The sequence below is a fragment of the Streptomyces sp. yr375 genome (assembly GCF_900110755.1).
GTDB lineage: Bacteria > Actinomycetota > Actinomycetes > Streptomycetales > Streptomycetaceae > Streptomyces.
Genome location: NZ_FOFF01000018.1, coordinates 1 through 17,293, shown reverse-complemented (window position 1 = coordinate 17,293; position 17,293 = coordinate 1). Strand labels below are relative to the sequence as shown.

Below are 17,293 nucleotides of genomic sequence, written 5' to 3'. Positions count from 1 at the left end.
TCTGCTCGTCTCGACGCGCCACGCGCGCCCCGCGCCCTTCGTGGCACGCGGGTTCGTGCCGTGTTGATCAGGACGACGCCTCGACGGCACCCGGCGGTTCCGTCGGTCAGTAGGGTGCGGACCATGACACAGTCCGGACCGGCCGCCGGATCCTCTGCCGGGCCGCCCTCCGAGCTGCGGCGGACGCTGGGCGTCGGCGACGCCGTGGTCGTCGGGCTCGGCTCGATGATCGGTGCCGGCGTCTTCGCCGCGCTCGCTCCCGCCGCGCACGCCGCGGGCTCCGGACTGCTGCTCGGACTCGCGCTCGCCGCTGTCGTCGCCTACTGCAACGCCATGTCGTCGGCGCGACTCGCCGCGCTGTATCCGGCCTCGGGCGGCACGTACGTGTACGGGCGCGAGCGGCTCAGCGCGTTCTGGGGGTATCTGGCGGGCTGGTCGTTCGTGGTCGGGAAGACGGCCTCCTGTGCGGCGATGGCGCTGACGGTCGGGGCGTACGTCTGGCCGGGGCAGGCGCACGCGGTGGCGGTCGCGGCGGTGGTGGCGCTGACCGCGGTGAACTACGGCGGCATCCAGAAGTCGGCCTGGCTGACGCGGACGATCGTGACGGTGGTCCTGGCGGTCCTCGCTTCCGTGGTGGTCGTGTGCCTGGGGTCCGACGCCTCCGAGGCGGGGCGGCTGGACATCGGGGTCTCCGGGGGCGTCGGCGGGGTGCTGCAGGCGGCCGGTCTGCTGTTCTTCGCCTTCGCCGGGTACGCGCGCATCGCGACCCTCGGCGAGGAGGTGCGGGATCCGGCGCGCACCATCCCCCGCGCGATCCCGCTGGCCCTGGGCATCACGCTGGCCGTGTACGCGTGTGTGGCGGTCGCTGTCCTTTCCGTGCTGGGAGCGGACGGTCTCGGGTCGGCGGGCGCGCCGCTGGCCGACGCGGTGCGGGCGGCGGGAGTGCCCGCTCTGGTGCCGGTGGTGCGGGTCGGGGCCGCCGTGGCCGCGCTGGGCTCGCTGCTCGCCCTCGTCCTGGGCGTCTCGCGCACGACGCTGGCGATGGCGAGGGACGGGTACCTGCCCGGCGCCCTGTCGGCCGTCCATCCGCGCTTCCGGGTACCGCACCGGGCCGAGCTCGCCGTGGGCGCGGTGGTCGCGGTCCTGGCCGCCACGGTGGACGTGCGGGGCGCGATCGGGTTCTCCTCCTTCGGTGTGCTGGCGTACTACGCGGTGGCCAACGCGTCGGCCTGGACGCTGGGTTCGGCCCCGGCACAGCGGGCGCTGCCCGCGGTGGGACTCCTGGGCTGCGTGGTCCTCGCGTTCGCGCTGCCGTGGACTTCGGTGGTGGTGGGGGCGGGGGTGCTGGCTGTGGGCGTGGTCGCGTACGGGGTACGGCGGAGGCGGGCGGGCGCGCGATAGCCGTACGGCGGCGGCGGGGAAGCGCGCTGCGCGGGCGGGGGCAGGGCCGGATACGCAGCATCCCGTACGACGGTGGAGGGCCGCCGATCAACACGCGACCGGCAACCGGCTGCTGCCGCGCACGTGCCGCATCTACCGTGTCGGTGCCTTCTGCGGCGACGGGAGCCGGGTCGCCGACGTGCGTATGCGGAACTCGGTCCAGGGGGTCGGGCTCAGGTCGTCGTCCATGGTGTCGTACCAGCCGGTGCCGTCGAGCCAGGCGTGCAGCCAGTCCGTGAGGCCGGGGGCGTCGACGAACCAGTCGCGGTCGGGGTCGCCCGGGTTCGGTTCGAAGAGCAGGACCGTCGCCTGTGGGGAGTGGCAGTCCACGCACGCGTACATGGCGCAGCCCCAGTGGGATATCGGCAGGACGCCCTCCGGCCAGGGCCAGTCGGGGTCCTGGCGGCCGCTCTCGCGGTTGGCGAGGTACTGGGTGACGGCGGCGGGTTCGCCGGCCGGAGGGCTGTCGAGCAGGGGCAGCAGGCCGTACTCCGGGCCGAATCCGCCGTCTCCTATACGCAGGTAGAGGTCGGCGAGCAGTGCGGGCAGGCGGAAGCCGAGGGCGGCCTCGGCTCGGGCCAGGGTGGCTTTGTCCACAGGGTCGGGGAGCGAAGGGCGGCCCCACGGGCGGGTGGTGGCCGCCTTGGCCGCCAGCCTCGCCAGCAACTGCTCGTTCTCGGTCATGCGTTCATGATGCAAGCCGCCACTGACAATCGGGCGGGCCTGTGGATAACTCGCCCGTTGTGGACAACCGGGCCGCCCAGGAACCCCGACCGGCGGACTGGTGGCGGACGACGAGCGCGTCGGACCGGTGCCGTCAGCGCGAGGCGAACGGCTGGTCGGAGCGCACGATTTCGCGGCCCAGCGGGAACAGCGAGACGGGAATGAGCTTGAAGTTCGCGATGCCGAACGGGATTCCGATGATGGTCAGGCAGAGGAGGAAGCCGGTGACGATGTGGCCGATGGCCAGCCACCAGCCGGCGAGCACCAGCCAGAGCACGTTGCCCAGACAGGAGGGTGCGCCCGCGTCGCGCCGCTCGACCGTGGTGTAGCCGAAGGGCCAGAGGGCGTACATCCCGATACGGAAGGCGGCGATGCCGAAGGGAATGCCGATGATCGTGATGCAGAGCAGCACGCCCGCGAGCAGGTAGCCGAGGAACAGCCAGAAGCCGCTCAGGATCAGCCAGATGACGTTGAGGATGGTCTTCACTGGGGGCCTGCCATTTTCTCGAGCCGGGCGATACGGTCCGCCATCGGCGGGTGTGTCGAGAACATCTTGGAGATTCCCTGGCCTGGGCGGAAGGGGTTGGCGATCATCATGTGGCTCGCGGTCTCGATGCGGGGCTCCGGGGGCAGCGGAAGCTGCTTGGTGCCCGTCTCCAGTTTGCGCAGCGCGCTCGCGAGGGCCAGCGGGTCGCCGGTGAGCTGGGCGCCGGAGGCGTCCGCCTCGTACTCCCGGGAGCGGCTGATGGCGAGTTGGATGACGCTTGCGGCGAGCGGGCCCAGGATCATGATCAGGAGCATGCCGAGGATGCCGGGGCCGTCATCGTCGTCGGAGCGGCCGATCGGGATCAGCCAGGCGAAGTTGACCAGGAACATGATCACGGAGGCGAGCGCGCCGGCGACCGAGGAGATGAGGATGTCCCGGTTGTAGACGTGGCTGAGCTCATGGCCGATGACGCCGCGCAGTTCGCGCTCGTCCAGGAGGCGCAGGATGCCGTCGGTGCAGCACACGGCGGCGTTGCGCGGGTTGCGGCCGGTCGCGAAGGCGTTGGGGGCTTCGGTCGGGGAGATGTAGAGGCGGGGCATGGGCTGGCGGGCCTGGGTGGAGAGCTCGCGGACCATCCGGTAGAGGGCGGGGGCCTCGAACTCGCTCACCGGGCGGGCGCGCATCGCGCGTAGCGCCAGTTTGTCGCTGTTCCAGTACGCGTACGCGTTGGTGCCGAGCGCGATCAGGACCGCGACCACGAGCCCCGTGCGGCCGAAGAAGCTGCCGATGACGATGATGAGCGCCGACAGCCCCCCGAGGAGTACTGCGGTCCTGAGCCCGTTGTGCCGGCGGTGCACGGTACGCCCTCCAAGTCGTGCAGCAGGGGAACCCTTTGCTTGCGGATCTTGCTGTTCTCCGGTGGCACTGGTGTCGTGGTGTCGCCTCCAGTGCACCCTCCCGTACTGGTCAACGCCAGGCGGGAGGCACTAGTTCCCTTGTGCGTGCGGGCCGGGGCGTGGGCCGTCCGGGTGAGGACGGGGGGCGTACGCGCGCGTGAGGGCTCAGAAGAGGCCGGTGCCGGCGAAGCGCAGGACCAGTTGGGGTGCTCCGGACAGGGCGATGCCGAGGGCCGCGGTGAGGGCGATCGCGGCGGTGAGGGGGGCGGGGACGCGGTGCTTCTCCGGTTCGCCCTCGGGGGCGCGGAAGAGGAGGGCCGTCCACTGGAGGTAGTAGTACAGGGCGATCACCACGTTGACGGCCATGACGACGGCGAGCCAGCCCAGGCCCGCGTCGACGGCCGCCGCGAAGACGGTGACCTTCGCGAAGAGGCCGATGATGCCCGGCGGCAGGCCCGCGAGGCAGAGCAGGAAGAAGGCCAGCAGGAGGGCTGCCAGGGGGTTTCTGGCGTACAGGCCCCGGTAGTCCGAGATCCGGTTCGTGGTGCTCGTACGGCCCACCAGGGCGGCCACCGCGAAGGCGCCGAGGTTCACGGCGGCGTACATGAGGGCGTACGCGACGGTGGAGCCGATGGCGTGCTCGGCGTCGTCGGAGTACGCGGCGGCGGCGATCGGTACGAGGAGGTAGCCGGCCTGGCCGACGGAGGACCAGGCGAGGAGGCGTACGGCGCTGTACGCGCGCGTGGCGTGCTGGCGCAGTGCGCCGACGTTGCCGACGGTCATGGTGAGGGCAGCCAGCGCGGCGAGGGCGGGGCCCCAGACGTCGGCGTACGAGGGGAAGCCGATGACGGTGACGAGGATGAGGCCGGAGAAGCCGACCGTCTTGCCGACGACCGACAGGTAGGCGGCGATGGGCAGGGGGGCGCCGACGTAGGTGTCGGGGACCCAGAAGTGGAAGGGGACGGCGGCCGTCTTGAAGGCGAAGCCGATGAGGGTGAGGACCACGCCGGTCTGGGCCAGGGTGTGCAGTTGGCCGTCGACGTGCTGGATGCGGTCGGCCACCTGGGTGAGGTACAGGGTTCCGGTTGTCGCGTACACGAAACTGATGCCCAGGAGGCTGACGGTGGTCGCCGTGACGGACGACAGGAAGAACTTCAGGGCCGCCTCGGAGGACCGGCGGTCGCCGTGCCGGATGCCGACGAGGGCGAAGGCGGGCAGGGAGGCGACCTCCAGGGCGACGACGAGGGTGGCGAGGTCGCGGGATGCGGGCAGCAGGGCGGCGCCGGCGGCGGAGGACAGCAGCAGGAACCAGAACTCCCCTTCGGGGAGTCTCCCGCGCGCGTCCTTCAGGGCGGTGACCGACAGAAGGGCCGACAGCAGCGCTCCCCCGAGCACCAGGAACTGGATGACCAGGGTGAAGCGGTCGGCGGTGTAGCTGCACGCGCTCGGGTCGCCGGTGAGGCAGAAGGTGGAGTGGTCGCCGTCCAGGAGGGGCAGGAGGAGGGCCGTGGAGGCCGCGAGGCCCGCGACGGAGAGCCAGCCGAGGAGCGGCTTGCGGGCGTCGCCGACGAAGAGGTCGGCGACGAGGACGACGAGCGCGACGACCGCCGCGAGGGTGGGCGGCGCGATGGCCTGCCAGTCGACGGACTGGACCACCGAATCGGCCAGGGCCTGGGCGGCCGTCGGCGGGGCCAGGGAGCTCATCGGGTGCCTCCTGCGAGGAGCTGTTGCACGGCCGGGTCGGTCAGGCCGAGGAGGGCCCTCGGCCACAGGCCGGCGACGACGGTGAGGGCGACGAGCGGCGTCCAGGCCGCGAACTCGTAGGTCTGTACGTCGGCGAGGCGCGGGGCGTCGTGCGGGACGACGCCCATGCAGACGCGGCGGACCACGACGAGCAGGTAGGCGGCCGTCAGCAGGGTGCCGAACGCGGCGATCGCCATGAAGGTGAGGAAGGCGGGGCGGCTGAGGTCGGCGGCGGGGTCGAAGGCGCCGAACAGGGCCAGCATCTCGCCCCAGAACCCGGCGAGGCCCGGCAGGCCGAGCGAGGCGACGGCGGCGAAGGCGAGGAGGCCGCCGAGGCGGGGCGTCCTGCCGTACAGCGCGGCGCCGGTCTGCTCGGCGAGGGTGTCCAGGTCGGTCGTGCCGGTGCGGTCCTTCAGGGCTCCGACGAGGAAGAACAGGAGGCCGGTGATGAGGCCGTGGGCGATGTTGGCGAACAGGGCGCCGTTCACGCCGGTCGCAGTCATGGTGGCGATGCCGAGCAGGACGAAGCCCATGTGGCCGACGGAGGAGTAGGCGATCAGGCGCTTGAGGTCGCCCTTCGCGCCCTGCTTGGCGAGGGCCAGGCAGGCCAGGGATCCGTAGATGATCCCGACGACGGCGAAGGCGGCGAGGTAGGGCGCGAAGACGCGGAAGCCGTCGGGCGCGACCGGGAGGAGAATCCGGACGAACCCGTACGTACCCATTTTCAGCATCACGCCGGCCAGCAGGACCGAGCCGACGGTCGGGGCGGCGGTGTGGGCGTCGGGCAGCCAACTGTGCAGGGGCCACATCGGGGTCTTGACCGCGAGCCCGATCCCGATCGCCAGAACGGCGATGACCTGCACGGATGTGGTCAGCGACCGGCCGTTGTCAGTGGCGAGTGCCATCATGTCGAACGTGCCCGCCTTGACGCCGATCAGGAGCAGGCCGAGCAGCATGACCACGGATCCGAGCAGCGTGAAGAGGATGAACTTCCAGGCCGCCTGGGTCCGGCCCGCGCCGCCCCAGCGGGCGATGAGGAAGTACATCGGGACGAGGACCGTCTCGAAGGCGAGGAAGAACAGCAGCAGGTCGAGGACGGTGAAGGTCGCGAGGGTGCCGGACTCGAGCACGAGCACGAGCGCGACGAAAGCCTTCGGGGACGGGCCCGCAGGCATCTTGAAGTAGGAGTAGAGCGCGCAGAGAAAGGTCAGCAGCGCGGTCAGGACCACGAGGGGGAGGGAGATGCCGTCGATGCCGAGGTGGATGCGCACGTCGAGTGCGGGGATCCAGTTGATGTCCGTGCTGGCCTGCATCTTCGACGGATGGTCGTGGTCGAAGCCGAGCGTGAGGGCGATCGCGGCGACGAGGATCACGCCGGTCACGGTCACGCCGTGCCGCAGCACGGCCTGCTCGGGTGACTTCCCCTTCAGCCCGGGCGGGGCCGGCAGGAGAGCGGCGGCGGCGCCGAGGAGCGGGCCGACGACGATGAACGCCAGAAGGACCTGCATCACGGACTCGTTGATATCGATCACGCCTGCTCACGCTCCCGAGGCGACGAGAAGGGCGGCGACCGCCAGGACGACGGTGCCGGCGAGCAGCGCGCTCACATAGGTCTGGACGTTGCCGGTCTGGGCGCGCCGTACGGCGGCCCCCAGCCAGCGCGGCAGGGTGCCCGCGCCGCGTACGTAGGTGTCGACGACCTCGCGGTCGAGGAACCGTACGAGGCTCGCGGCGGCCTGGACGGGGCGGACGAACAGCGCCTGGTAGGCGGCGTCGACGTGGAAGCCGACGGCCGCGTGGCGGTGCAGCGGGCCGAGCAGGAGCCGTCCGGGGTCCGCCGGGTCGGGGGCGGAGGCCACGGCTCCGTAGGCGGGCGCGTGCGTCGCGATGGCCTCGGCCTCGACGTGGGCGGCGTCGCCCTCGGGGTGGGCGGCGACCGCGCCCATGGGGACGCGGGCGGCGAGCCCGGCGAGGTGGCGCCAGGCGGCGTACGCGAGGAGTGCGCCGGCCAGGGCCACGCCCGTGCCGAGGACGGAGGTGGTGAGGGTGGGTGCGAGGTCGTTGCCGTCGAACCAGTCGGGGAGGGTGCGGTAGGCGAGCCCGCCGAGGGCGAGGGACGGGACGGCCAGGACCCACAGCACCACGGTCATGGTCAGGGGCTGGCGGCCGTGGTCGGGGGCTTCGGCGCCCCGGCCGCGGAAGGCCAGCAGCCACAGCCGGGTCGCGTAGGCGGCCGTGAGAAGGGCGGTGATCAGGCCCGCGACGAGGACGAGCCAGCCGGCGGCGCCGGGGGCGTGCTCGGCGTGGCCCGCGGTGACGTGCTCGGCGGCGCCGAGGACGGACTCCTTGGAGAAGAAGCCGCTGAACGGCGGGATCGCGGCGAGCGCGAGGAGCGCCACGGTCATCGTCCAGTAGGCGTCGGGGACGCGGTCGCGCAGGTGGCTCATGCGGGACATGGCGGCCAGTGAGTTGGTGCCGGCGGCGTGGATGATCACGCCGGCCGCGAGGAACAGCAGCGCCTTGAAAGCGCCGTGCGACAGGAGGTGGAAGACGGCGGCACCGCGGTCGCCGACGGCGAGGGCGCCGGTCATGTAGCCGAGCTGGCCCATCGTCGAGTAGGCGAGGACGCGCTTGATGTCGTCCTGGGCGAGCGCGGCCAGGCCCGAGCCGACCATCGTGACGGCGGCCATCGCGGCGAGGACCACCATCGCGGCCGAGGACGCCTCGAAGACCGGGAGGAGACGGGCGATGAAGTAGACACCGGCGGCGACCATCGTCGCGGCGTGGATCAGCGCGGAGACGGGTGTGGGGCCGGCCATCGCGTCGGGGAGCCAGGTGTGCAGCGGGAACTGCGCGGACTTGCCGGCCACGCCCGCGAGGAGCAGCAGGGCGACGAGGGTCGGGTGGTCGAGTCCGCCGTGGGCGACGGCGCCGAGGACCCTCGTGATCCGGAAGGAGCTGGCGTCGGTGGCGAGGGCGAACAGGCCGATGAGGAAGGGGACGTCGCCGAGTTTGGTGACCAGGAAGGCCTTGATGGAGGCGGCGCGGGCCTCCGGGGTCTCCCAGTAGTGGCCGACCAGGAAGTAGGAGCAGATGCCCATGACTTCCCAGCCGACCAACAGCACGATCAGGTCGCCCGAGTAGACGACCACGAACATCGCGGAGGTGAAGAGGGAGACGAGCGCGGCGTAGGAGGGGTAGCGCGGGTCCTCGCGCAGATAGCCGGTCGAGTAGATCTGCACGCAGGCGGCGACCAGGCCGACCAGGACGGCGACGAGGGCGGCGAAGCCGTCGATGTGCAGGGCGAGTTCGACCGGGACGGACCCGGTGGGGGTCAGCTCGGTGGCCGCGTCGACGGCGGCGTTCCCGCCCTGGCGTACGGCGACGACGGCGGCCAGTGCGAGGGCGGCGAGGGTCGGCAGGACGGCCAGGGGGCGGACGAATCCGGGGGCGGTGCGGCCCAGGAGCAGTCCGGCGGCGGCACCCAGGAACGGCAGGAGGGGGACGAGAAGGGCGAGGGTGGTCGTGGTCACGCGGTGGCCTCAGCCTTCTCGGCGGCCGTTCCGGTCGCGGTGGTGTCGCTGTCGGGGCCGTCGGCCGCGGGGTTCTCGTGGCCCTCGGCGGTGTCGCGGAGCCGGTCGATGTCCGCGGTGCCGCGATTGCGGTGGACGGCGAGGACGATCGCCAGGCCGATGCCGATCTCGGCGGCTGCGATGGCGATGGTGAACAGGGTCAGGGCCTGGCCGGAGTGCAGGGTCTCCTCGGCTGCCTTGCTGAGCCAGACGTCGAAGGCGACGAGGTTGAGGTTGACGGCGTTGAGCATCAGCTCGACCGACATCAGGACCAGGATCGCGTTGCGGCGGGCGAGGACTCCGTACAGGCCGGTGCAGAAGAGGAGGGCGGAGAGGACGGCGGGATAGGCGAGGTGCATCAGCGGGCGCCTTCCTGCTCGGCCGGCTTCTTCCCGGGTTCCGGATCCGGGGCGGCGGAGGAGTTCCCAAAAATTTCGGAACTCTCTGTGATCGGCGGGGAACTCTTGGTGGTGGTTCGGGAGTTCAAGGGGGGAGAGCTCGGCTCCGCCTTCGCCTTGCGGGACAGGACGATCGCGCCGACCAGTGCCGCGAGGAGGAGGACGGAGAGGGCCTCGAAGGGGAGGACCCAGTGCTGGAAGAGGCTCGCTCCGGTGACCTCGGTGGAGCCGGCGGCGGGGCCGTCCAGGTCGATCCAGGTGGCTCGGAAGGCGTCGACGACCACCCAGACCAGGGCGGCGGCCGCGGCGACGGCGACCGTGAGGGCGGCCCAGCGGTTGCCGGAGTCCGCGTCCGGGGAGCGGCCGATGGGGGCCTTGGTGAGCATCAGACCGAAGAGGAGGAGCACGACGACGGAACCGACATAGATGAGGACCTGCACCCAGGCGATGAACTCGGCGGTGAGCAGGAGGTACTCGACGGCGAGGCCGCCGAGGGCGACCACGAGCCACAGGGCGGCGTGCACCAGTTGCCTGGTGGTGACGGTGACGAGGGCGGCGCCGAAGGTGACCAGGCCGACGAGGAGGAAGGCGATCTCCACGCCGGTCGGGGAGAGGAAGCCGTGGGGTGCCTGAGCGAGGGTCACGATGATCCTCCCTGGGCTTCGTCCGGCTCGGCCTTGGCCGCCGCCAGCTTCTCGGCCGTCTTGCGGGCGGCGGCGATCTCCTTCGGCTCCTCGGCGGCGGGGTCGAGGGCGGGCGGAGCCGGGACCGTCCACATCCACTCGCGGAGCTTGTCGCGTTCGTGGGTGAGTTCGTGGATGTCGGTCTCGGCGTACTCGAACTCCGGGGACCAGAACAGGGCGTCGAAAGGACAGACCTCGATGCAGATACCGCAGTACATGCACAGGGCGAAGTCGATGGCGAAGCGGTCGAGGACGTTGCGGCTGCGCTCGCGGCCACCCGGGGCGGCGGGCGGGACCGTCTCCTTGTGGGAGTCGATGTAGATGCACCAGTCGGGGCACTCACGGGCGCACAGCATGCAGACCGTGCAGTTCTCCTCGAACAGGCCGATCACGCCTCGGGAGCGGGGCGGGAGGTCGGGCTGGGCGTCCGGGTACTGCGCGGTGACGGACTTGCGCGTCATCGTACGAAGGGTGACGGCCAGGCCTTTGGCGAGGCCACTACCGGGAAGGGGGGCCATGGTTACTGGATCACCACCTTGACGACGCCGGTGACGGCGATCTGGGCGAGGGAGAGGGGGACGAGGAGGGTCCAGGAGAACTTCTGGAGCTGGTCCTCGCGCAGCCGGGGGTAGGTGACGCGGAGCCAGATCACGACGAAGGCGAGGACGGCCGACTTGAGGAGGGTCCAGACCCAGCCGAGGCCGTCTGCGCCCCAGGGGCCGTGCCAGCCGCCCAGGAAGAGGACGGTGGTCAGGCCGCACAGGACGACGATTCCGGCGTACTCGGCGAGGAGGAAGAGGGCGAAACGCAGACCGGTGTACTCGGTGTACGCGCCGAAGATGATCTCCGTGTCGGCGACGGGCATGTCGAAGGGCGGGCGCTGGAGTTCGGCGAGGCCGGCGACGAAGAAGACGATCGCGCCGGTGATCTGCCAGGGCAGCCACCACCACTGGAAGGCGTCGACGATGCCGGGCAGGGAGACCGTGCCGGCCGCCATCGCGACCGAGGCGGCCGTGAGCAGCATCGGAAGTTCGTAGGCGAGGAGTTGAGCGGCGGTGCGCAGTCCGCCGAGGAGGGAGAACTTGTTGGCACTGGCCCAGCCGGCCATGAGAGAGCCGAGGACACCGACGCCCATCACGGCGAGCACGAAGAAGATGCCCGCGTCCACGACTTGGCCGACGGCGCCCTCGCCCGGGCCGATGGGGATGGCGAGGAGGACGAGGAGATACGGGAGGAGGGCTACGGCAGGGGCGAGTTGGAAGATACGGCGGTCCGCGCCCGCGGGGACGATGTCCTCCTTCTGCGCGAACTTCACACCGTCCGCGACGAGTTGGGCCCAGCCGTGGAAGCCGCCCGCGTACATCGGACCCAGGCGGCCCTGCATGTGGGCCATCACCTTGTGCTCGGCCTGACCGACGATCAGGGGGAAGGTGAGGAAGACGACGAGGACCACCAGGAGTCGCAGGGCGACGTCGAGAGCGTCGTTCACTGCGGGCCTCCTGGGGGGTCGTTGGGGGTGGGGCGGTTGGGGGCGGGGTGGCCGGGGGCTGCGGGGTCGTTGGGGGCGGTGTCCGTGTCGGGGGCGCGGTCCGTGTCGGGGGCGGCCGGGTCTTCGGTGCCGTCCGTGGCGTCCGTGGCGTCCGTGCCTTCGGTGGGCGACGGCTTCTTGGCTGTGGCCGGCTGCTCGGGCGTGGTCCGGTGCGGGGGCGGCTTGGGCTGGGCTTCCGATGCGGGCCCGGGCTTCGGCTCCGGCTTTGGCTCCGGCTCGGGCTGCTCACTCGGTTCGGGTACCGACTCCGGCTCCGGCTCCGAGTCCGGTTTCGGCTCCGGCTCCGAGTCCGGTTTCGGCTCGTCGAAGGCTGGGCGGGCGTGGTGCCACGGGGCGTCGGCGCTTCGAGGGGGCGTGGGGGTGTCGGGGGAGGTCGTCGGGGGCTGGGTGTGCTGGGAGGCCGAGCCCTGGGAGGCGCTGCGCGCGCGGCGCGGGGGCGCTGGGGGCTGCGGGGTCGGCTCGGGAGCGGTCCGCTTCGCGTCCGTGGCGGGCTCGGCTCCTGCGACGTCATCGGGTTGCCCGGCTTGCCCAGTCTTTCCGGCCTGGCCGGCTTCCTCGGTAGCTGCGGGGTCCGTGGCTGGTGTTCGTTGTGATGCTGAGCCTGCGGCTGCGCTTCGGGCGCGGCGGGGGCCTGCCGGGGGCTGCGGGGGCGTCGGCTCGGTGGGCGTCGTTCGTTGTGATGCTGAGCCTGCGGTTGCGCTTCGGGTGCGGCGGGGGGTGGCCGGGGTTCCCGAGGGTGGGGTCGTTGTTGTTGGGGGCTGGGGTGATGGTGTGCGGCGGGACGGGCGGTCGGCTGGGGTTGCTCGGGTGGGGCGGGTTGGGGCGGGGGGGAGTTGACCCTTCAGGGGGCCCCATTCGTTGGGGTCGGGGACTCCTGGGGGGAGCATTTGGCGGCGTTTGGGGCCGCCGTGCTCGGACTCGCCGGGTTCCTTTGCGCCGGGCCAGGCCTTGGCTACGCGGGCGGCCAGGACGAAGTCCTTGCGCAGGGGGTGGCCTTCGAAGGTGTCCGGGAGGAGGAGGTGGTTCAGGGCGGGGTGGCCGTCGAAGGTGACGCCGAACATTTCGTGCGTCTCGCGTTCGTGCCAGGCGGCGCCTGCGTAGACGTCGACGGCGGAGGCGAGGGAAGGTGCCTCGTGCGGGATCGTCGTACGAAGAAGGAGGCGGCGGACCGGGGACAGGGCCACGACGTGGGCCGAGACGCGGAAGCCTGTGCCGGGTTCGTCGACCGCGCTCAGCCAGTCGAAGTAGGTGCAGGTCAGGCGGTCGCGGGCGACGCGCAGGGCGGCGGTCCAGGAGGTCGGGGGGACGTCGACCGTCAGGACGTCGTACGACTCCTCGGCCGTGGTGTCGGGGCCGAAGAGGTCCTCGGCGGGGGCGGGGAGCCAGCCGATCGTGGTCATCGGCCCTCCTCCCCCGGTGCCGACGGAGACGGAGACAGAGACGGAGACGATTCGGCTGGGGGTGGTTGTACCAGGGCGCTCTGTAGTGCCGCTGTTGACGGGCGGGGCGTGGTGGGGGCGTAGCGCTCGTTCAGGGACTCTCGGGCGATCTTTTCCTGGAGTTTGAGGATGCCCTGGAGCAGCGCCTCCGGGCGTGGGGGGCAGCCCGGTACGTAGACGTCCACCGGGATGATCTGGTCGACGCCCTTGGTGACGGAGTAGGAGTCCCAGTAGGGGCCGCCGCAGTTGCTGCACGCACCGAAGGAGATGACGTACTTCGGCTCGGGCATCTGCTCGTAGAGGCGTTTCACGGCCGGGGCCATCTTGTCCGTGACCGTGCCGGAGACGACCATCAGGTCGGCCTGGCGGGGGCCGGGCGCGAACGGGATCACGCCGAGGCGGATGAAGTCGTGGCGGGCCATCGACGCGGCGATGAACTCGATCGCGCAGCAGGCGAGGCCGAAGTTGAAGACCCAGAGCGAGTAGCGGCGGCCCCAGTTCAGGACCACCTTCATCGGTTCGGGGGCGAGGCGGGACAGGACGCCCAGGCGCTTCGGCTCGGGCAGCAGCACCGGCTCGGCGGGCGTTGCTTCCGAGGAAGCCACGGCCTCGGAAGTCGCTTCTGGGGTCACGTCCATGTCAGGACGCCCTTCTTGTATGCGTACAGCAGGCCCACGGTCAGGAAGCCGAGGAAGATGAACATCTCTACGAGCGTCGTCGCGCCGTATCCGTCTCGGGCGAACACCGTCGCCCAGGGGAAGAGGAAGATCGAGTCGACGGCGAAGATCACGTAGAGGAAGGCGTAGACGTAGTAGCGGACCTGGGTATGGGCCCAGCCCTCGCCGACCGGGTCGACGCCGCACTCGTACGTCAGGAGCTTCTCGGGGGTGGGGACCACCGGGCGCAGCAGGCGTCCCGCGCCGAAGGCGACGGCGACGAACAGCACGCCGACGGCGGCGAGCAGTCCGACGACGGAATAGGACTGGAAGTAGTCCGCCGCGACTTCGACGGTCGGTTCCCGCACGTCCGCCCCCTTGCTCCCTGACCTCAGCGTCTTCGACAACCTCGGTGTCTTCGACGATCTGTACGGACGGGAGTCTAGGCCCTGATAAAGGGGCGGTAAGCAGCCCGTCACGCCTCCCGGTTCGGTACGGGGGTTTTCCCCAGGGGAGGGAGGCGGGTGACCTCATGGCGCGGTGGCGTGCGGGGCGGCACGCTAGCCCATATGACCGGTTCCCAGGCCTCCTCCTCTCAGCCATCCTCCTCTTCTCGGCCACTTTCGTCTCCCTCTGCCTCTCCTTCTTCCTCCCCTTCGTTCTCGTCTTCGCCCTCCTCTTCGCCCTCCTCTTCGTTCTCGTCTTCGGTCTCGTCTTCCTCCGCCTCTTCCTCCTTCGGTGGTGATCGGCCGCCTGCCGTTCGTTTCGCCTACGACGCGCAGACGTGGAAGGAGATCGCGCATCTGCTGCTGAATCTGCCGATGTCGTTGATCGGGTTCACCTATGTGATGGCGGTGATCGTCACGGGGGCGGCGATGACCGTCACCGTGGTCGGGTTCCCGTTGCTGGCGCTCGGGTTGGCCGGGGCGCGGCTGATGGGGCGGTTCGAGCGGGCGCGGGCGCGTCGGCTGCTCGGGGTGCGGATCGACGAGCCGAGCCCGTTGCCGCTGCGCAGGGCGGGCGGTCTCGTGCAGCGGATGTGGCTGATGCTGAAGGATCCGGTGGCCTGGCGCGCGGTGCTGTACGACCTGGTCCGGCTGCCGTGGGGGGTGCTGACGTTCGGTGTGGTCGTCCCGTCGCTGTTCGTGCTGTGGCCGGTGCTGCCGTTCCTGGCGCGCGGGCTGACCAACGTGGACCGGGCGTTGGTGCGGGGGCTGCTGTCCCCCTCCGACGAGTTGGAGCGGCGGATCGCGGAGCTGGAGTCGGACCGGGGGGTCGTGGTGGACACGGCGGCGGCCGATCTGCGGCGTATCGAGCGTGATCTGCACGACGGGGCGCAGGCCCGGCTGGTGAATCTGGCGATGGGGCTGGGGCTGGCGAAGGAGAAGTTGCTGGAGGGGCAGGCCGACGACGTCGTGGCGGCGATGGTGGAGGAGGCGCACGGTGAGGTGAAGCTCGCGTTGCAGGAGTTGCGGGACCTCGCGCGCGGGATCCATCCGGCCGTCCTGACCGATCGGGGGCTGGATGCGGCGCTGTCCTCGGTGGCCTCGCGTTGCACGGTGCCGGTGAAGGTGACCGCCGATCTGCCGTCCCGACCGGCGCAGGCCATCGAGGGCATCGCCTACTTCACCGTCTCCGAGCTGCTGCAGAACGTCAGCAAGCACAGCGGGGCGCGGTCGGCTTCGGTCGACGTGTGGCGTACGGACGACCGGCTGCTCGTCCAGGTGGCGGACGACGGCCGGGGCGGGGCGCGGCTCGACGGCGGGTCGGGGTTGCGGGGGCTGGCGGAGCGGCTGGACGCCGTCGACGGGATCTTCGTCGTGGCGTCGCCGGTGGGGGGTCCCACGACGGTGACCGCGGAACTGCCCTGGCGGGATCGGGGGGCCGGGGAGGGTTCGAGCCGGTGAGCGTGGGGGGTGAGGTCCGGTGAGCGTGAGGGGTGAGGTAGGGAAAACCCCCCTTTCGAGAGGCCGACGGACCGCATGGTCCTCGTGGTCTGCCCCTAGGAGGGTTGGGGGTATCGATTGACAGCTCCGCTCCGAGATGAGCAGGGACCGACGAGTGGATGAGTAGAACGGGCGGCGTCGATGGCCACGCAGTACGGGGAGTACGGGGAGTACGGGGAGTACGAGCAGTGCTACGGCGAGTTTGACCGGCGTCGGCCTGCGGGCGGGCGGGCGCGTCGGTTGCCTGCGGGGGTGCGGGAGCCGTTCGCGGCGCGCCACTGGGGTGAGCTTCTCTACGTCCTGCTCGGTCTGCCGATCGGCGTCGTGCTGTTCTGCTTCGCGGTCACGATGCTGTCGCTGGGCGCGGGGCTGCTGGTGACGTTCCTCGGCATCCCGGTGCTGGCGGCGGGGCTGGCCGCCTGCCGGGGCTTCGGGGCGCTGGAGCGGGCGCGGGCGCGCGGGCTGCTCGGGCTGGAGGTCGCCGACCCCGAGCCGCTGCGGGTGCGGGCGGGCGGGGGTCCGATGGCGTGGATGGGCGCCGTTCTGAAGAGCGGCACGTCGTGGCGGAACGTGCTGTACGCGGTGCTGCAGTTCCCGTGGGCGGTGTTCTCCTTCTGCGTCGCCGTGACCGTGTGGTCGTTCGGCTGGAGCATGCTGACGTATCCGCTGTGGTTCTGGGTCTTCCCGATGTACGGCGGTCAGGGCGGGCTTCAGCTATACGGCGACCAGCACCACAGCGTCTACCTCGACAACCCGTTCGAGATCGCCGTGACGGCGTTGGTGGGGCTGTTGATCACGTTGGCCACGCCGTGGATCGTGCGGGCGCTGACGACGGTGGACCGGCTGCTGGTGCGCGGGCTGCTCGGGCCGTCGTCGCTGGGGGCGCGGGTGGTGGAGCTGGAGTCGGACCGGGGGGTCGTGGTGGACACGGCGGCCGCTGATCTGCGGCGTATCGAGCGTGATCTGCATGACGGGGCGCAGGCGCGGTTGGTGGCGCTGGCGATGGATCTGGGGCTGGCGAAGGAGAAACTGCGGGAGGATCCGCGGGCGGCGGCGCGGATGGTGGACCAGGCGCACGGTGAGGTGAAGACGGCGTTGCAGGAGTTGCGGGATCTGGCTCGCGGGATTCATCCGGCGGTGTTGACGGACCGGGGGCTGGATGCGGCGTTGTCGGCGGTGGCTTCGCGGTGTGTGGTGCCGGTGCGGGTGGAGGTGGATCTGGTGGAGCGGCCGGCGGCGGCGATCGAGGGGATCGCGTACTTCACCGTCTCGGAGTTGTTGCAGAACGTCAGTAAGCACAGTGGGGCTCGGTCGGCTTCGGTGGATGTGTGGCGGGTGGGGGAGCGGTTGTTGGTGGAGGTTGTGGATGACGGGGTGGGTGGAGCGGGGGCCTCCGGCGGGGGGCCGGGGTTGGAGTCGGGGGTGGGGTCAGGGGCGGGGTCGGGGATGGGTTCAGGGTCAGGGTCGGGGTTGGCTGGGCTTGCGGGGCGGTTGGATGCGGTGGATGGGGTTCTGGTGGTGGATTCGCCGGTGGGGGGGCCTACTCGGGTGACTGCGGAGTTGCCCTGGCGGGTGGAGGGGGTTTGAGGGTGGGGTTTTTCGCCCCCGCCGCCCCTACCCATTCCCATCCTTGCCCTGGGGGCTGCCGCCCCCAGACCCCCGCTTCGGCCCTTAAGGGGCCTCGTCCTCAAACGCCGGACGGGCTGAAAGGCAGACACCCGACCGGCGCTTAGAGCGGCGCCCCCAGCGGGTGGGTGGGGG

17 protein-coding genes are annotated in these 17,293 nt (G+C 71.2%); 4 read left to right on the top strand and 13 right to left on the bottom strand.

The genetic code is table 11. The features are described 5' to 3' along the window. Positions 1-123: 123 nt before the first annotated feature. Entirely contained in the window at positions 124-1,401 is a 1,278-nt protein-coding gene (locus tag BMZ82_RS19185) for an APC family permease (protein ID WP_093777383.1), read from the top strand. Positions 1,402-1,533: 132 nt separating this feature from the next. Here BMZ82_RS19185 and BMZ82_RS19180 read toward each other — a convergent pair whose 3' ends face one another. The 13 genes from BMZ82_RS19180 to BMZ82_RS19120 all read right to left on the bottom strand — a co-directional run bounded on the left by BMZ82_RS19180 (position 1,534) and on the right by BMZ82_RS19120 (position 13,954). After that, positions 1,534-2,124, bottom strand: a complete 591-nt coding sequence (locus BMZ82_RS19180) for an SMI1/KNR4 family protein (RefSeq protein ID WP_093777381.1) — start codon at positions 2,122-2,124, stop codon at positions 1,534-1,536. Positions 2,125-2,257: 133 nt separating this feature from the next. Next, the gene (locus tag BMZ82_RS19175) at positions 2,258-2,650 is read right to left on the bottom strand and encodes a YccF domain-containing protein (RefSeq protein WP_093777379.1); all 393 of its coding nucleotides are present in this window, start codon (positions 2,648-2,650) and stop codon (positions 2,258-2,260) included. Then, positions 2,647-3,507: a zinc metalloprotease HtpX gene (gene htpX, locus BMZ82_RS19170; RefSeq protein WP_093777377.1), complete on the bottom strand. Its 861-nt coding sequence runs from the start codon at positions 3,505-3,507 to the stop codon at positions 2,647-2,649. The genes BMZ82_RS19175 and htpX overlap by 4 nt, the downstream gene beginning before the upstream one ends. Before the next feature lie 204 nt (positions 3,508-3,711). Next, on the bottom strand, positions 3,712-5,250 hold the full coding sequence (locus tag BMZ82_RS19165; RefSeq protein WP_093777375.1) for an NADH-quinone oxidoreductase subunit N: 1,539 nt from the start codon (positions 5,248-5,250) through the stop codon (positions 3,712-3,714). Beyond that, positions 5,247-6,821 carry a complex I subunit 4 family protein gene (locus BMZ82_RS19160; protein WP_093777373.1) on the bottom strand — a complete coding sequence of 525 codons (1,575 nt, stop codon included), beginning with the start codon at positions 6,819-6,821 and terminating at the stop codon, positions 5,247-5,249. Before BMZ82_RS19160 ends, BMZ82_RS19165 begins: the two co-directional genes overlap by 4 nt. Before the next feature lie 6 nt (positions 6,822-6,827). Then, entirely contained in the window at positions 6,828-8,822 is a 1,995-nt protein-coding gene (locus BMZ82_RS19155; protein ID WP_093777371.1) for an NADH-quinone oxidoreductase subunit 5 family protein, read from the bottom strand. Continuing rightward, positions 8,819-9,220 (bottom strand): NADH-quinone oxidoreductase subunit NuoK, encoded by a 402-nt coding sequence (nuoK, locus tag BMZ82_RS19150; protein WP_093777369.1) that lies wholly within the window; start codon positions 9,218-9,220, stop codon positions 8,819-8,821. Before nuoK ends, BMZ82_RS19155 begins: the two co-directional genes overlap by 4 nt. Continuing rightward, positions 9,220-9,903, bottom strand: a complete 684-nt coding sequence (locus BMZ82_RS19145; RefSeq protein WP_093777367.1) for an NADH-quinone oxidoreductase subunit J family protein — start codon at positions 9,901-9,903, stop codon at positions 9,220-9,222. Before BMZ82_RS19145 ends, nuoK begins: the two co-directional genes overlap by 1 nt. Next, positions 9,900-10,460: a NuoI/complex I 23 kDa subunit family protein gene (locus BMZ82_RS19140; protein ID WP_093777365.1), complete on the bottom strand. Its 561-nt coding sequence runs from the start codon at positions 10,458-10,460 to the stop codon at positions 9,900-9,902. The genes BMZ82_RS19145 and BMZ82_RS19140 overlap by 4 nt, the downstream gene beginning before the upstream one ends. Positions 10,461-10,462: 2 nt before the next feature. After that, positions 10,463-11,431 (bottom strand): complex I subunit 1/NuoH family protein, encoded by a 969-nt coding sequence (locus tag BMZ82_RS19135; protein ID WP_093777363.1) that lies wholly within the window; start codon positions 11,429-11,431, stop codon positions 10,463-10,465. Beyond that, a complete protein-coding gene (locus BMZ82_RS19130) occupies positions 11,428-12,891 on the bottom strand; it encodes an NADH-quinone oxidoreductase subunit C (RefSeq protein WP_093777361.1) in 1,464 nt (487 codons plus the stop codon). The genes BMZ82_RS19135 and BMZ82_RS19130 overlap by 4 nt, the downstream gene beginning before the upstream one ends. Further along, the gene (locus BMZ82_RS19125) at positions 12,888-13,568 is read right to left on the bottom strand and encodes an NADH-quinone oxidoreductase subunit B (RefSeq protein ID WP_093777359.1); all 681 of its coding nucleotides are present in this window, start codon (positions 13,566-13,568) and stop codon (positions 12,888-12,890) included. The genes BMZ82_RS19130 and BMZ82_RS19125 overlap by 4 nt, the downstream gene beginning before the upstream one ends. Beyond that, entirely contained in the window at positions 13,559-13,954 is a 396-nt protein-coding gene (locus BMZ82_RS19120) for an NADH-quinone oxidoreductase subunit A (protein WP_093777357.1), read from the bottom strand. Before BMZ82_RS19120 ends, BMZ82_RS19125 begins: the two co-directional genes overlap by 10 nt. Positions 13,955-14,118: 164 nt before the next feature. Here BMZ82_RS19120 and BMZ82_RS40750 point away from each other — a divergent pair, with 164 nt between their 5' ends. The 3 genes from BMZ82_RS40750 to BMZ82_RS19110 all read left to right on the top strand — a co-directional run bounded on the left by BMZ82_RS40750 (position 14,119) and on the right by BMZ82_RS19110 (position 17,119). After that, positions 14,119-14,331: a hypothetical protein gene (locus tag BMZ82_RS40750; RefSeq protein WP_177244558.1), complete on the top strand. Its 213-nt coding sequence runs from the start codon at positions 14,119-14,121 to the stop codon at positions 14,329-14,331. A 49-nt stretch (positions 14,332-14,380) separates the two neighbouring features. After that, positions 14,381-15,493 (top strand): sensor histidine kinase, encoded by a 1,113-nt coding sequence (locus BMZ82_RS19115; RefSeq protein WP_371271267.1) that lies wholly within the window; start codon positions 14,381-14,383, stop codon positions 15,491-15,493. 180 nt (positions 15,494-15,673) lie between these two features. Then, positions 15,674-17,119 (top strand): sensor histidine kinase, encoded by a 1,446-nt coding sequence (locus BMZ82_RS19110; RefSeq protein ID WP_093777355.1) that lies wholly within the window; start codon positions 15,674-15,676, stop codon positions 17,117-17,119. The last annotated feature ends 174 nt before the right edge of the window (positions 17,120-17,293 follow it).

Coding starts and splice junctions, on each gene's coding strand:
- nuoK (WP_093777369.1), bottom strand. CDS start 9,220: ATGCACCTCGCCTATCCCGCCGTCCTCTCCGCCCTCCTCTTCTGCACC.
- BMZ82_RS19180 (WP_093777381.1), bottom strand. CDS start 2,124: ATGACCGAGAACGAGCAGTTGCTGGCGAGGCTGGCGGCCAAGGCGGCC.
- BMZ82_RS19110 (WP_093777355.1), top strand. CDS start 15,674: ATGGCCACGCAGTACGGGGAGTACGGGGAGTACGGGGAGTACGAGCAG.
- BMZ82_RS19130 (WP_093777361.1), bottom strand. CDS start 12,891: ATGACCACGATCGGCTGGCTCCCCGCCCCCGCCGAGGACCTCTTCGGC.
- BMZ82_RS19185 (WP_093777383.1), top strand. CDS start 124: ATGACACAGTCCGGACCGGCCGCCGGATCCTCTGCCGGGCCGCCCTCC.
- BMZ82_RS40750 (WP_177244558.1), top strand. CDS start 14,119: ATGGCGCGGTGGCGTGCGGGGCGGCACGCTAGCCCATATGACCGGTTC.
- BMZ82_RS19165 (WP_093777375.1), bottom strand. CDS start 5,250: ATGAGCTCCCTGGCCCCGCCGACGGCCGCCCAGGCCCTGGCCGATTCG.
- BMZ82_RS19125 (WP_093777359.1), bottom strand. CDS start 13,568: ATGGACGTGACCCCAGAAGCGACTTCCGAGGCCGTGGCTTCCTCGGAA.
- BMZ82_RS19140 (WP_093777365.1), bottom strand. CDS start 10,460: ATGGCCCCCCTTCCCGGTAGTGGCCTCGCCAAAGGCCTGGCCGTCACC.